Origin of the sequence: Streptomyces sp. 7N604, from assembly GCF_052245475.1 — a bacterium.
GTDB lineage: Bacteria > Actinomycetota > Actinomycetes > Streptomycetales > Streptomycetaceae > Streptomyces.
In genome coordinates this window covers 1-13654 of record NZ_JBQQBX010000057.1, presented here as the reverse complement: position 1 = coordinate 13654, position 13654 = coordinate 1, and the positions used below count along the sequence as shown (strand labels likewise).

Genomic DNA, 13654 nt, shown 5'->3' with positions numbered 1-13654 from the left:
CCCCCATTGTGGACGTGTGGGCAGTTGTTCCGCTGAGCGGAACTGCTGCCCACACGTCTGTCACACGAGTTCGCCGCGGTGCCAGACGGCGGCCGCGAGGGGGACGCCGGGGCGGTAGGCGAGATGCACGTGCGAGGGGGCGTCGAGCAGCACCAGGTCGGCCAGGGCGCCCGGCGCGATGCGTCCCACGTCGGTACGGCGCAGCGCCGCGGCCCCGCCCGCCGTCGCCGACCACACCGCCTCGTCCGGCGTCATCCGCATCTCGCGTACGGCGACGGCGATGCAGAAGGCCATGGAGCTGGTGAAGGACGAGCCGGGGTTGCAGTCGGGGGACAGCGCGACCGTGGCGCCCGCGTCCAGCAGGCGGCGCGCGTCGGGGTACTGCGCGCGCGTGGAGAACTCCGCACCGGGGAGCAGGGTGGCGACCGTGTCGCCGTTCGCGAGGGCGTCGACGTCGGCGTCGGTCAGGTGCGTGCAGTGGTCGGCCGAGGCCGCGCCGAGCTCCACGGCGAGCTGTACGCCGGGGCCGTACGAGAGCTGGTTGGCGTGCACCCGCGGGGTCAGGCCACGGGCGGCGCCGGCCGAGAGAACGGCGCGTGCCTGGTCGCCGTCGAAGGCGCCCTTCTCGCAGAAGACGTCGATCCAGCGGGCGTAGGGGGCGCAGGCGTCGAGCATCGGGCCGGTGACCAGGCCGACGTACGCGGCCGGGTCGTCGGCGAACTCGGGGGCGACGATGTGCGCGCCGAGGTACGTCACTTCGTCGGTGTGGGCGGCCGCGACGCCCAGGGTGCGGGCCTCGTCCTCGACGGTGAGGCCGTAGCCGGACTTGATCTCGATGGTGGTGGTGCCCTGGCGCAGCGCCTCGCGGACGTAGCGGCCGGCGTTGGCGTGCAGGACGTTGTCGGAGGCGGCGCGGGTGGCGGCGACGGTGGTGCGGATGCCGCCCGCGGTGTACTCGCGGCCCGACATGCGGGCGTTGAACTCCTCGGTGCGGTCTCCGGCGAAGACCAGGTGGGAGTGGGAGTCGACGAAGCCGGGGATCACGGCCCGGCCCTCGGCGACGATCCGGTTGTCAGTGGTGGGTGCTTTGCTGGTTTCACCGACCCAGGCGATGCGGTCGCCGTCGATGACGACGGCCGCGTCCTGGATCAGACCGAGGGGGCCCGAGCCGAGGGAGGGGGTATTCGTGACGAGGCTCGCGATGTGGGTGATGGCGGTGGCCATGGTCGCGCTGTTCTCCAACCGTTCGCTGGTGTCCGGGCGTTGGCGGTGGTCCGGGCGTTGGCGTTCGTCCGGGCGTTGGCTCATGTCCTGGCTTTCGCCGGGGTCCGGCCGCTCGCTGTTCTCCGCCCGTCCGATGGCCGTCAGACCCGCAGTGCCGCGATCGCTTCGGCCAGTGACACCGGGACGTGCGGGACGAGCTGGTGGACTCCGTCGCGGACGATGTGGCGTCCGGCGACCACGGTGTGGCGGATGTCCGCGTTGGTCGCCGCGAATATCGCGGTCTCGGTGGCCAGTCGGGGCATCGGCCCCACGGTGCGGACCGAGTCCAGCGCGACCGTGGTGAGGTCGGCGAGCGCGCCCACCTCGATGCGGCCCGCCTCGTGCCAGCCCAGTGCGGCGTGTCCGTCCTCGGTGGCCGCGCGCAGCAGCTGAGAGGCGGTCCAGTGGCCGCGGGTCCGGGTGCGGAGCCGCTCGTCGAGCTCCATGGCGCGGGCTTCTTCGAGCAGGTCGATGACGGCGTGGCTGTCGCTGCCGAGGCAGAGCGTGCTGCCCGCCTCGTGGAGCTGCTTGGCCGGGCCGATGCCGTCGGCGAGGTCCCGCTCCGTCGTGGGGCACATGCACACGCCGGTGGACGAGCCACCGATCAGGGCGATGTCTCCGGCGGTGAGGTGGGTGGCGTGGACGGCGGTGGTGCGCCGGCCGAGCACCCCGTGGTCGGCGAGCAGCCGGGTCGGGGAACAGCCGTGGGCCCGCCGGCAGGCGTCGTTCTCGGCGGTCTGCTCGGAGAGGTGGACGTGAAGGGGGGCGCGGTGGTCCTCGGCCCACTTGGCGACGGTGCCCATCTCGGCGGCAGGGACTGCGCGTACGGAGTGGATGGCCGCGCCGAGCCGCGCGTGGTCGCCCAGCGAGCCGGGGGCGAGGGCCGAGACGCGCTCGGCCCAGGCGTCGGCGCTGCCGTCGCCGAAGCGCAGTTGGTCGTGGCCGAGCGGCGCCCCGCTGCGGCCGGTCCCGAAACCGGAGGCGAGATAGCAGGTGTCGAGGAGGGTGATGCGGATGCCCGCGTCGGCGGCGGCCGCGATCAGGGCCTCGCCCATGGCGTTGGGGTTGCTGTACCGGTCGCCGCCCGGGGCGTGATGCAGATAGTGGAACTCGCCGACGGCGGTGATCCCGGCCAGGGCCATCTCGGCGTAGACGGCCCTGGCGAGGTCGAAGTACGTGTCGGGGGTGAGGCGGGAGGCGAACTGGTACATCACCTCGCGCCAGGTCCAGAAGGTGCCGGAGCCGACCTGGACCGTGCCGCGCAGGGCGCGGTGAAAGGCGTGTGAGTGCGCGTTGGCCATGCCGGGGACGGTCAGGCCGCGCAGTGTGACCGAGCCGGGCGGCGGGACGGCCGTGTCGGGGTGCACGGCCGCGATCCGCCCGTCGTGGCCGGTCTCGATCAGCACCTGTGGTTCGACCGTGCCGTTCAGCCAGGCGTGTTCGGCCCAGTAGGTCTGCGGTGTCAGGGACACGCGAGGCCCTCCAGTACGTCGGCGAGTGCGGTCACGCCGGCGAGGCAGTCGTCCTCGACGGCCGTCTCTGCGGGTGAGTGCGAGACGCCGGTGGGGTTCCGCACGAACAGCATGGCGGTGGGCACCGAGGCCGACAAAATACCGGCGTCGTGGCCCGCGCCCGTGGGCAGGACCGGTACTGGCGCGCTGTCCGTGCCGAGCAGGGCCGCGAGCTTATCGCGCAGGCCGTGCTCGAACTCGACCACGGGGGTGAAGGACTCACGCGTGACACGCACGTCGACGCCCTCGCGCGCCCCGCGCTCGACGGCCGCCCGCTCGATCTCGGCCACGACGGTGGCGAGGGTCTGCTCGTCGGCGGCGCGGGAGTCGAGCCAGCCGCGGACAAGGGACGCGATGGCGTTGACGCCGTTCGGCTCGACGCTGACCTTGCCGAAGGTGGCGAGGGCGCCGGAGCGGGCCGCCTTCTCGCGGGCGGCGAGCACGGCCGCGGCGTAGGTGAGCATCGGGTCGCGGCGGTCCTCGATACGGGTCGTCCCGGCGTGGTTGGCCTCGCCGTGGAAGTCGAACCGCCAGCGGCCGTGCGGCCAGATCGCGGAGGCCACGCCGATGGGGTGGTTGATCCCCGCGGCGGAGCCGCTGTCGAGCGCAGCGAGGGCGCGGCCCTGCTCGACGTGGAGTTCGACGAACGCGCCGATGCGGGCGAGTCGTTCGGGGTCGGGGCCGATCGCCGACGGGTCGTGGCCCGCGTCCTCCATGGCCTGCGCGAGAGTGACGCCGTCGGCGTCGCGCAGCGCGTGCGCCTGCGCAGCGGTCAGCTGCCCCGCGGTGAGGCGGGAGCCGACGCAGGCGAGGCCGAAGCGGGCCCCTTCCTCGTCGCCGAAGTTGACGATCGCGATCGGGCGGGTGGGCGCCGCCCGGCGTGCTCGCAGCTCGTCGAGTGCGGCGAAGGAGGAGACGACGCCGAGGGGGCCGTCGAAGGCGCCGCCGTCGGGGACGGAGTCCAGGTGCGAGCCGGTGACGACGGCGTTGTCCCCTGCGGGATCGCCGAGCCAGGCCCACTGGTTGCCGTTGCGGTCCAGCTCGTAGGCGAGTCCGCGGGACTCGGCCTGCGCCTGGAACCAGGCGCGGCAGTCGGCGTCGGCACCGGTCCAGGCGTAGCGGCGGTAGCCGCCGGTGGCCGCGGAGCGGCCGATGGGCAGGAGATCTGCCCACATCTCGTGGAAGGAGGCCCCTTTCCCGAGGGGTGTGGGCATTCGTTCCACGGGGCCGGAACGGGTGGGCACGCCCCGGCCCGCAGCCGGCGACGATGCGCCAGCCCCCGCGGGGGGTTCCGTTTCGTGCGCGACCGCGGGCCGGTGGGCGGTTTGTGCCCACCCTCCCCCATAGCCTGAACGGCATGGGGGTACCCCCATCGCCCCGGCGGAAGGATTGCCCACAAACCGGTTCACGATTCCTCCCGCATCGGGATGCGGACTCCCCGGTCCCGGGCGACGGCGTCAGCCGCTTCGTAACCCGCATCGACGTGGCGGACGACCCCCATGCCCGGGTCGTTCGTGAGCACGCGGCGGATCTTCTCGCCGCCCAGCCTCGTGCCGTCGGCGACCGTGACCTGGCCCGCGTGAAGAGAACGGCCCATACCGACCCCACCCCCGTGGTGGATCGAGACCCAGGACGCGCCCGACGCGACGTTGACCATCGCGTTGAGCAGCGGCCAGTCGGCGATCGCGTCCGAGCCGTCGAGCATGGCCTCCGTCTCCCGGTACGGGGAGGCGACCGAGCCGCAGTCCAGGTGGTCGCGGCCGATGGCCAGCGGGGCCTGGAGCTCTCCGGAGGCCACCATGTCGTTGAAGCGCTCGCCCGCGCGGTCCCGTTCGCCGTAGCCGAGCCAGCAGATGCGGGCCGGGAGGCCCTGGAAGTGCACCCGCTCCCCCGCCATCTTGATCCAGCGGGCCAGGGACTCGTTCTCCGGGAAGAGGTCGAGGATCGCCTGGTCCGTCCTGGCGATGTCGGCCGGGTCGCCGGACAGGGCGGCCCAGCGGAAGGGGCCCTTGCCCTCGCAGAACAGCGGCCGGATGTACGCGGGCACGAAACCGGGAAAGGCGAAGGCACGGTCGTAACCCGCCAGTTGGGCCTCGCCTCGGATGGAGTTGCCGTAGTCGAAAACCTCGGCGCCCGCGTCCATGAAGCCGACCATCGCCTCGACGTGCCTGGCCATGGACTCGCGCGCCCGCTGTGTGAAGTCCGCGGGCTTCTCGGCCGCGTACGAGGCCATGTCGCCGAAGTCGACGCCCAGCGGGAGGTATGAGAGCGGGTCGTGGGCGCTCGTCTGGTCCGTCACGATGTCGATCGGGGCGTTCATCGCGAGCAGCTGCGGTACGAGGTCGGCCGCGTTGCCGAGGACGCCGATGGAGAGCGGGCGGCGAGCGTCGCGCGCCTCGACGGCCAGCTGGAGCGCGTGCTCCAGACTGTCGGCCTTCACATCCAGGTAGCGGTGCTCGATGCGGCGGTCGATCGCGCGCGGGTCGCAGTCGATACAGATGGCGACACCGTCGTTCATGGTGACCGCGAGCGGCTGGGCGCCGCCCATGCCGCCGAGACCGGCCGTCAGCGTCATCGTGCCCGCCAGCGTCCCGCCGAACTTCTTCGCGGCGACGGCCGCGAACGTCTCGTACGTGCCCTGGAGGATGCCCTGGGTGCCGATGTAGATCCACGAACCGGCCGTCATCTGCCCGTACATGGTGAGTCCGAGGGCCTCCAGCCGCCGGAACTCCTCCCAGTTCGCCCAGTCCCCGACCAGGTTGGAGTTCGCGATCAGCACACGCGGCGCCCACTCGTGGGTCTGCATCACGCCCACCGGCCGGCCGGACTGGACGAGCATGGTCTCGTCCTGCTTCAGCGTCCGCAGCGTGCGGACCATGGCGTCGAAGGAGCGCCAGTCGCGGGCCGCCTTGCCCGTGCCGCCGTAGACGACGAGCTTGTCCGGATGCTCGGCGACCTCGGGGTCGAGGTTGTTCTGCAGCATCCGCAGGGCGGCTTCCTGCTGCCAGCCCTGAGCGCTCAGTTCCGTACCACGCGGTGCTCGCACGGGTCGCGGTCCTGACATGAGCCCTGCCTCCCTGCCGTCGATGGATTGAGCTATTCACATCCTCTAAGGATGAATAGACGTAGTCAACAGGGGGCTGTGCGACTACAGCGTGAATCCGGCCGGGAAGGGGTCCGCCGGGTCCAGCAGGTACTGACCCATTCCTGTGATCCATGCCCGCCCCGTGACGGTCGGGACCACGGCCTCGTGCTCTCCGACGCGGGTGGTCCCGGTGAGACGGCCGGTGAAGCGGGTGCCGATGAAGGACTCGTTGACGAAGTCCTGGTGGAGCGGCAGCTCCCCGCGCGCGTGCAGCTGCGCCATACGGGCGCTGGTGCCCGTGCCGCACGGCGAGCGGTCGAACCAGCCCGGGTGGATGACCATCGCGTTACGGCTGTGGCTGCCACCCGGGCCGCCCCGGCCCGGCTCTCCCGGGGCCGTGAACTGGACGTGGTGGCAGCCCGAGATCCCTGGGTCCTCCGGGTGGACCGGCCGCCGATGCCGGTTGATCTCGCCCATGATGGCCAGACCGGCCGCGAGGATCTCCCCCTTCCGTTCCCGGGAGAAGGGAAGGCCGAGCCGCTCGAGCGGCGTGATCGCGTAGAAGTTTCCGCCGTACGCCATGTCGTAGCGGACCTCGCCGATGCCGGGCACGCGCACGGTGGCGTCGAGCTCGGCGGCGTACGAGGGCACGTTCCGGAGCGTGACGTGCTCGGCGCGGCCGTCGCGCACGGCGACCTGCGCCTCGACCAGCCCTGCCGGTGCGTCCAGACGCACTGTGGTCACCGGCTCGGTCACCCCGACCATCCCGGTCTCGACCAGGACCGTCGCCACGCCGATCGTGCCGTGCCCGCACATCGGCAGGCATCCGGAGACCTCGATGAACAGCACGCCCCAGTCGGCATCGGTGCGCGTCGGGGGCTGGAGGATCGCGCCGCTCATCGCGGCGTGGCCGCGCGGTTCGTTCACCAGCAGCCGGCGGATGTGGTCGAGGTGCTCGACGAAGTGCAGGCGGCGGGCCGCCATGGTGTCACCGGGGATCGGGCCGACGCCGCCGGTGACGACGCGTGTGGGCATGCCCTCGGTGTGGGAGTCGACGGCGCTGAAGCAGCGGGGGGTGGGGGTACCTCCCACGCCCTTAAGGCCGTGGGAGAGCATCAGACCGCCTCCGCCGTCGGCGCAAGCGCATCCAGCGCTCGTTTCATGTCGGCATCCACCGCGGCCAGTTGGGCGTCGGCCAGAGGACCGCGGGGCGGACGGCACGGGCCGCCGTACCGGCCGACCAGGTCCATGCCGCGCTTGATCGCCTGGACGAACTCGGTGCGCGAGTCCCAGCGGAAAGCGGCGACCAGCGGCTCGTACAGCGCCCTCGCCTCGGCGAGCCGTCCGGAGCGGGCGAGCTCGTAGAGGCGGGCGGACTCGGCGGGGAAGACGTTCGGGAACCCGGCGAACCAGCCGGTCGCGCCCATGAGGAGCGCTTCGAGGACCAGGTCGTCGGCGCCGGCGACGATGGCGAGACGCGGCGCCTGCTCCTTGATGTGGAGGACGCGGCGGACGTCGCCGGAGAACTCCTTGACCGCGACGACGTTGTCGATCGCGGCGATCTCACCGAGCGCCTCGGGGGTGAGGTCGACCTTGGTGTCGAACGGGTTGTTGTACGCCATGACGGGCAGGCCGGCCTTCGCCACCTCCTCGAAGTGGTGCACGATCTCGGCGGTGTTGGCGCGGTAGAGGGTCGGAGGGAGACACAGGACCCCGTCGGCGCCGTCCTCGGCGGCGAGTTCGGCATGCCGCCGGGCCTGGTGCGCGCCTGGCGCGTGCACGCCCACGACGACGAGCGCGTCCCGGCCGACCGCGTCGACGGCGGTACGGGCGACGGCGCGGCGCTCGGCCTCGCTGAGGGAGGAGTACTCCCCGAGCGAGCCGTTGGGGCCGACGCCGTGACAACCGCTGTCGACGAGCCAGCGGCAGTGGGCCGCGTAACAGTCGAGGTCGGGGCGGAGGCCTGCGGGGGCGGTGGGGTCATCGGCGTAGGGGAGGGCGGTCGCGACGATGACGCCGGTGAGGGACTGCGCGTGGGGCTTGGGCATCCAGGGCTCCTTGTGTGCGGGTGCGAGTGCGTGGGTGTGCGGATGTGCGGGTGCGGGTGCGAGTGCGTGGGTGTGCGGATGTGCGGGTGCGGGTGCGAGTGCGTGGGTGTGCGGATGTGCGGGTGCGTGGGCCTGCGGTCTGCCGGGTGCCGGGTCGGGGGCGGGGTGGGGTGGCCCCTCTCCCGGCGGCATGATTTACGGGCCGGCACGGGTTGTTCGCCGTCTGCGGGCCGGCGGTCGGCCGGCCCACAAATCACGCTTTAGTGCCTGGAGAGGGGCCACCCCACCCCGCCCCCTTCCGCCGGTGGCCCCGTGCGGACCGTGCCAGCTATGCGCTCCACGGAGCAGCACGGGCGGGCACCACCCGGCAGCCGGCGTGCAGCCGCGCACGAAACGGGAAGCCCCGGCGGGGTCTGGCGCACCGTCGCCGGGTGCGGGCCTGGTGTGCCCACACCCCGTCCTTCCCGCGCATCGCCAGAAGGGCTCGCCAAGGGAAAGCAGGCCGTAGACGCACGACGGCAAGAAGGGGCGGGGTACTGCGATAGGGGAGACGGGCCGCAGACGCCCGATGGCGGGAAGGGGTGGGGCGGGGTGGTCCCGGCAGGGGCGTAAAGCGTGATTTGTGGGCCGGCTTAACGGCGGCCTGCACGGGATAAACGACCGTGCCGACCCGTAAATCATGCAGCCCCAGAGGGGCCACCCCGCCCCGCCCCTGACCCCACGCCGGAGTCACGGCGGCTCCGCCAGGTCGCCGAGACGGATGGGCTGGGCGATGGGGCGGCGGTCCGCGCCGGAGGCGTCCAGGCCCGCGAGCTCGGCCGCGTTGCGGCCGCAGACGCGGCCCTGGCACGGGCCCAGGCCCACCCGGCTGGTGAGCTTGAGCGTCCGCATGCCGTCCGCGGCGCGGTCCCGGACCGCGCCGCGCAGGTCTCCGTACGTGACCTCCTCGCAGCGGCAGACGAGGGTGTCGTCCGTCAGCCAGGTCCGCCAGCCGGGGCGGACGCGGTGCGCGTCGGCGAGGGCCTCGGCGAAGCGGCGTCCGGACCGTACCCGGGCCACCGCCCCTGGCCGGATGGCGCGGCCCGCAGCCGCCAGCCCCGCCACCTCCCCCTCCGCGGCGGCCAGTTCCGCCCCGCCGATGCCCGTGATCTCGCCCGCCGCGTACAAGCCCGGTACGGAGGTCGCCTGCGCGGCGTCGACGGCCACGTACGGGCCCCGCAAGGCGCACCCGGCGGCCACGGCGAGCTCCAGCTGCGGCGTGAACCCGTAGCCGACGCAGACCGCGTCCACACCATCGATCCGGCGCTCGCTGCCGGGCCGGATGTTCCAGTCCGGGTCGAGGCGAGCGACGGTCACCGCCTCGACGCGGTCGCGCCCGTGCGCGGCGACGACCGCACGGCGGGTGCGGTACGGGACGCGATGCACCGCCAACCGGGCTGCGTACGCGGCGAGTTCCGGCAGCTTCGAGAGGCCGTCGCGGAGGGCGGCGACGGGGTGGCGCAGCCAGCGGGCGGGGGTCCCCGCCTCGTACACGCCGAGGCATCCGGCCCCAACGTCGAGCAGGGATGCAATCACCGGCAGCAGGAACGGTCCGGTCCCCGAGACGACGACCCGGCCGCCGACCGCGATGCCCTGCCCCTTGGCGAGGGCCTGGGCCGCGCCCGCGCTGCAGACGCCCGGCAACTCCCAGCCGGGGAAGGGGAGTACGCGGTCGTACGCGCCCGGGCACAGGATCAGCGCGGCGGCCCCGATCGTCCGCACGCGGCGGGCCGCGTCGGCGGGGCCCTGCTGGGTGTGGACGAGGTGGGTGCCCTCCGGGTCAGGTTCGAGGGCCCAGACGGAGGTGCGGGGGCGGTGGTCGATCCGGGGGTGCTCGCGTACGGCCAGCTCGAGCCGGGCACCGGCGCGGACCGTCCTCGTGTCCGGCGGACCGACGAGCGGCTGCCGGTAGTACTGCCCACCGGGCCGCGCCCCGCCGTCGAGCAGCACCACGGAAACCCCGGACCCCGCCGCGGCGAGCGCGGCGGCGATCCCCGCGGGGCCCGCCCCGACCACGACGACGCCCTGCGCCTCTTCGACGATCACAGCGACTCTTCTCCGTTCGGATCCTCACCGTTCGGACCGGTCCGGATGTCGTCCCCGGCCTCCGCCTCGCGGAGGCAGGCCCGGACGGCGGGGAGGCCGTTGACGGTGACCAGGCAGTCGTGGCAGATGCCGATGCCGCAGAAGAGGCCGCGGGGACGGCCGCCGTGACGGGTGGTGCGCCACGACGTACGGCCCGCGGCGATGAGGATCGCCGCGATCGTCCTGCCGGGCACGAACGCGTGCTCCTCGCCGTCGATGGTCACCGTGCGCATGGCTGCTCTCCGACCGACAGTCCTGGCCGCCCCACCCGGAACGGCTCGGGGTCGACGTGCGGGCGCTCGCCCGCGTACAGCTCCGCGAGGAGCCGGCCCGTCGCCGCCGCGAGGCCGATGCCCGCGCCCTCGTGACCCGTCGCGTGCCAGAGGCCGGGGCGGCGCGGGTCCTGGCCGATGACCGGAAGGTGGTCCGGGGTGTAGGGGCGGAAGCCGCCGTATGCACGCATGACGGGGACGTTCCGCAGGGCGGGGAAGAGGCGCACGGCCTTGCGGGCGAGCGCCCGCAGTACGGTCACCCGCACCGTCTCGTCGAATCCGGCGCGCTCCCGGCTCGAGCCGATGAGCACCGTCCCGGCGCGGGTCGACTCCACGACCGTGGACGTCCGCAGGCCCGCATCGCCGCTCCCGGCCGCGCCGGTGTAGTCGGCGTCGTAGACCTTGTGCCGGACGGTGCCGGGCGGCAGCGGCGCGGTGACCAGGATCAGGCCGCGGCGCGGCAGTACGGGCAGCGGGGCACCGGACGCCGCGGCGAACGAACCGGCCCACGGGCCGCAGGCGTTGACGACCGCTCCGCACGGAACGGGGCCGTTCGTACCGGTGAGGAGGGCGCTCACGCGGCCGTCCCCGCCGTACGCCACGCCCGTCGCCTCCGCGCCCGTACGGACCTCGCTCCCCCGCGCGCGGACGGCGGCGAGCAGGGCCGTGGTGGCGAGCACCGGCTGGAGCTGGGCGTCCTCCGGGTAGAAGGCTGCGCCCCGCACCCGGCGCGTCACCCGTGGCTCGTAAGCCGCCACGTCGGCCGGCGTCAGGTCGCGCACGTCGACCCCCGCGGCTCGCTGTGCCGCGGCGAAGGCCCGCAGGCCCGCCGCGTCCCGCTCGCCGGTCGGTCCGTCGGGGGCGACGACGAGCCCGCCCTTCGGTTCGTACTCGCAGGCGGCCGCCCGCGGCCCGAGTTCGTCGGCGAGCGCCGCGAGCAGGGCGGGCCAGCGGCGCAGGGAGGCCTGGGCGAGGGCGAGTTCGGGGCCCGGGGCCTTGTCGGACACGAGGAGGTTGCCCTCGCCGCCGGCGGTGGTGCCGGAGGCGAGGGGGGCGCGGTCGAGGACGGTGACGCGCGCGCCGCGCCGGGTGAGGGCCTCGGCGCAGGCCGCGCCGATGATGCCGCTGCCCACGACGACCACATCGGGGTGTTTCCGGAGGACGTGCATGCACCGCACCGCCGTTCCCTGGCTCGCGTTCCCTGGCTCGGGAGAACCGTTCTCCAGAAAGAACGACGCCGACGCTAATGAGGCGCGCCGGGCGGGTCAATACCCGCGCCGTCCGGATACTCGATCAACAGCACGGAGACGACCGGGACTTCACCCGCCGTCTCGTAGATGTGCGGCCGCGCGCCCGGCAGGCACACGTAGTCGCCCGGCCCCAGCTCGTACGGTGCGCCGGGCGGGCCGACGCGGAGCACCCCCTCGGTGACCACGACGTGTTCCAGGCCCGGATGCCCGTCCGAGTGCTGGCGCTCCCCCGGCCTGACCCGCTGGTCGTAGATCTCCAGCACGCCGCCCCTCGGCTCGATACGACGCAGCAGCCGCAGGTCGACGGCCTCACTGCTCAGCACGTCGAGCCCGGCGGACCGTACGAGCAGCACGTCCTGCTCGGTCCGCTCGGTGACGAGATCGGAGACCGGGACCCCCAGAGCGTTCGACAGAGAGAACACCGTCTGGATGGTGGGGTTGCCGTTGCCGGCCTCGAGCTGCGACAGGGCGCTCTTGGCGACGCCGGACCGGCGGGCGACCTCGGAGAGCGACAGACCGCGCTCGGTGCGCAGCGCGCGGAGGTTGGCCCCCAGCATGCGCCCCGCCCGTCCCTCTGCCCCGGCCACGGCTCCTCCTCGCTCTGCGGGCCGCCACTGTAACGAGCGGCTGTCACGGAAACGATGGGCAGGGGCGGCCCGTGGGTGGTGGAGTGGCTGTATGACCACCGAAGACTCCGCAGCCAGGGACCCCGAGGGCAGGGGCGGCGGGCCGGCCGCCCGCCGCGACCGGACCGTACGGGCCGCGGTGGAGCAGGGCCTGATCACGCCGGAGTCCCCGGTCGCCGGGCTGCTGGACGTGACCGGCATCCGGCGCTCGGCGGCCGCGCTGCGCGCCGCCTTCGCCGAGGTCACCGCCCCCGGCACCCCAGTCCTGCACGCCTTCGCCGTGAAGGCGGCGGCCCTCGTCCCCGTGCTGCGGCTGCTGGCGGACGAGGGGCTCGGCTGCGAGGTGGCCAGCCCGGGGGAGCTGGCGCTGGCCAGGGCGGCGGGCCTGCCCGCGGACCGTATGGTGCTCGACTCGCCCGCGAAGACGTACGCCGAGCTGCGCGAGGCCCTCGCCCTCGGCATCGCCGTCAACGCCGACAACCCGCAGGAGCTGGCCCGCCTCGACACCCTCGTGGACTCGCCGGGCTCCTCGGGCTCCTCGGGCTCCTCGGGCGAGATCGCCTCCCTGCTCGGGCTGCGCGTCAATCCGCAGGTCGGCGGCGGCTCCATCGATGCGCTGTCCACCGCGAAGCCCATCTCCAAGTTCGGGTTCGCGCTGCGCGACGAAGGAGCGCGCGAGTGGATCGTGCGCGCCTTCCTGGACCGGCCTTGGCTGACCCGGCTGCACGCCCACGTCGGCTCCCAGGGGGTGCCGCTGGAGCTGATGGCCGCGGGCGTGCGCGAGACGTACGAGCTCGCCGAGGCGATCAACGCGGCGGCCGGACGCCGACAGATCGACACCCTCGACATCGGCGGCGGCCTGCCCGTCAGCTTCGCCTCCGACGAGCCCCCGGCCTTCGGCGAGTACGCGCGGCTGCTGCGCGCCACCGTCCCCGGCCTGTTCGACGGGCGGTACGGCCTGGTCACCGAGTTCGGCCGCGCGCTGCTCGCCAAGAGCGGAATGGTGCTGGCCCGCGTGGAGTACGCCAAGTCGGCCGGCGGGCGTCCGATCGCGGTCACGCACGCGGGCGCCCAACTCGCCACCCGTACGGTTTTCGCGCCCGAGTTCTGGCCCGTACGGGTGGTGGCGTACGACGCGAAGGGGCGGCCCAAGACGGGCCCGCGCGTGGCCCAGGACGTGGCGGGGCCCTGCTGCTTCGCGGGCGATCTGGTCGCCGAGAACCGGCCGCTGCCACTGCTGGAGGCCGGTGACCTGGCCGCGCTGCTCGACACCGGCGCGTACTACTTCACGAACCACTTCGCGTACAACAGCCTCCCGCGCCCAGCGGTGTACGGCTTCGCGGCCGACCCGTCGGCGCCCGGAGGCGTGCGCTTCGCGCTCGCCCGCCCCCAGCAGACGGTTGCGGAGATCGTCGCCGAGAGCGGCGGGGCGCAGCGCGACGCGCTGACCGGCGGCGGGCGGGGCGGGGGTGGGT

General features: G+C 73.7%; 11 protein-coding genes. 1 reads left to right on the top strand and 10 read right to left on the bottom strand.

Annotated elements, in window-relative coordinates; translation table 11 throughout:
- Positions 1–60: 60 nt before the first annotated feature.
- From hutI to ACTWP8_RS36340, 10 genes are all read right to left on the bottom strand, one after another.
- A complete protein-coding gene (gene hutI / locus ACTWP8_RS36385; protein WP_443326356.1) occupies positions 61–1224 on the bottom strand; it encodes an imidazolonepropionase in 1164 nt (387 codons plus the stop codon).
- 140 nt (positions 1225–1364) lie between these two features.
- On the bottom strand, positions 1365–2735 hold the full coding sequence (locus tag ACTWP8_RS36380) for a formimidoylglutamate deiminase (protein ID WP_443326345.1): 1371 nt from the start codon (positions 2733–2735) through the stop codon (positions 1365–1367).
- A complete protein-coding gene (locus ACTWP8_RS36375; protein ID WP_443326344.1) occupies positions 2726–3988 on the bottom strand; it encodes an allantoate amidohydrolase in 1263 nt (420 codons plus the stop codon). Before ACTWP8_RS36375 ends, ACTWP8_RS36380 begins: the two co-directional genes overlap by 10 nt.
- A gap of 191 nt (positions 3989–4179) precedes the next feature.
- Positions 4180–5838, bottom strand: coding sequence for a urocanate hydratase (gene hutU, locus ACTWP8_RS36370; protein WP_443326343.1), 1659 nt, complete (start codon positions 5836–5838; stop codon positions 4180–4182).
- An 84-nt stretch (positions 5839–5922) separates the two neighbouring features.
- Positions 5923–6975: a proline racemase family protein gene (locus ACTWP8_RS36365; protein ID WP_443326342.1), complete on the bottom strand. Its 1053-nt coding sequence runs from the start codon at positions 6973–6975 to the stop codon at positions 5923–5925.
- Positions 6975–7907 (bottom strand): dihydrodipicolinate synthase family protein, encoded by a 933-nt coding sequence (locus ACTWP8_RS36360; RefSeq protein ID WP_443326341.1) that lies wholly within the window; start codon positions 7905–7907, stop codon positions 6975–6977. Before ACTWP8_RS36360 ends, ACTWP8_RS36365 begins: the two co-directional genes overlap by 1 nt.
- Positions 7908–8636: 729 nt before the next feature.
- Positions 8637–9992: an FAD/NAD(P)-dependent oxidoreductase gene (locus tag ACTWP8_RS36355; protein WP_443326340.1), complete on the bottom strand. Its 1356-nt coding sequence runs from the start codon at positions 9990–9992 to the stop codon at positions 8637–8639.
- Entirely contained in the window at positions 9989–10264 is a 276-nt protein-coding gene (locus ACTWP8_RS36350) for a (2Fe-2S)-binding protein (protein ID WP_443326339.1), read from the bottom strand. Before ACTWP8_RS36350 ends, ACTWP8_RS36355 begins: the two co-directional genes overlap by 4 nt.
- Positions 10252–11472 carry an NAD(P)/FAD-dependent oxidoreductase gene (locus ACTWP8_RS36345; protein ID WP_443326338.1) on the bottom strand — a complete coding sequence of 407 codons (1221 nt, stop codon included), beginning with the start codon at positions 11470–11472 and terminating at the stop codon, positions 10252–10254. Before ACTWP8_RS36345 ends, ACTWP8_RS36350 begins: the two co-directional genes overlap by 13 nt.
- A gap of 74 nt (positions 11473–11546) precedes the next feature.
- Positions 11547–12140: a helix-turn-helix domain-containing protein gene (locus ACTWP8_RS36340; RefSeq protein WP_443313993.1), complete on the bottom strand. Its 594-nt coding sequence runs from the start codon at positions 12138–12140 to the stop codon at positions 11547–11549.
- A 91-nt stretch (positions 12141–12231) separates the two neighbouring features.
- Here ACTWP8_RS36340 and ACTWP8_RS36335 point away from each other — a divergent pair.
- A partial coding sequence (locus ACTWP8_RS36335; RefSeq protein ID WP_443326337.1) for a hypothetical protein occupies positions 12232–13654 on the top strand: 1423 nt, incomplete at its 3' end.

Excerpts from the sequence above, each read along its gene's own strand:
- ACTWP8_RS36365 (WP_443326342.1), bottom strand. The coding sequence starts at position 6,975 with ATGCTCTCCCACGGCCTTAAGGGCGTGGGAGGTACCCCCACCCCCCGC.
- ACTWP8_RS36375 (WP_443326344.1), bottom strand. The coding sequence starts at position 3,988 with ATGCCCACACCCCTCGGGAAAGGGGCCTCCTTCCACGAGATGTGGGCA.
- hutU (WP_443326343.1), bottom strand. The coding sequence starts at position 5,838 with ATGTCAGGACCGCGACCCGTGCGAGCACCGCGTGGTACGGAACTGAGC.
- ACTWP8_RS36345 (WP_443326338.1), bottom strand. The coding sequence starts at position 11,472 with ATGCACGTCCTCCGGAAACACCCCGATGTGGTCGTCGTGGGCAGCGGC.
- hutI (WP_443326356.1), bottom strand. The coding sequence starts at position 1,224 with ATGGCCACCGCCATCACCCACATCGCGAGCCTCGTCACGAATACCCCC.
- ACTWP8_RS36360 (WP_443326341.1), bottom strand. The coding sequence starts at position 7,907 with ATGCCCAAGCCCCACGCGCAGTCCCTCACCGGCGTCATCGTCGCGACC.
- ACTWP8_RS36350 (WP_443326339.1), bottom strand. The coding sequence starts at position 10,264 with ATGCGCACGGTGACCATCGACGGCGAGGAGCACGCGTTCGTGCCCGGC.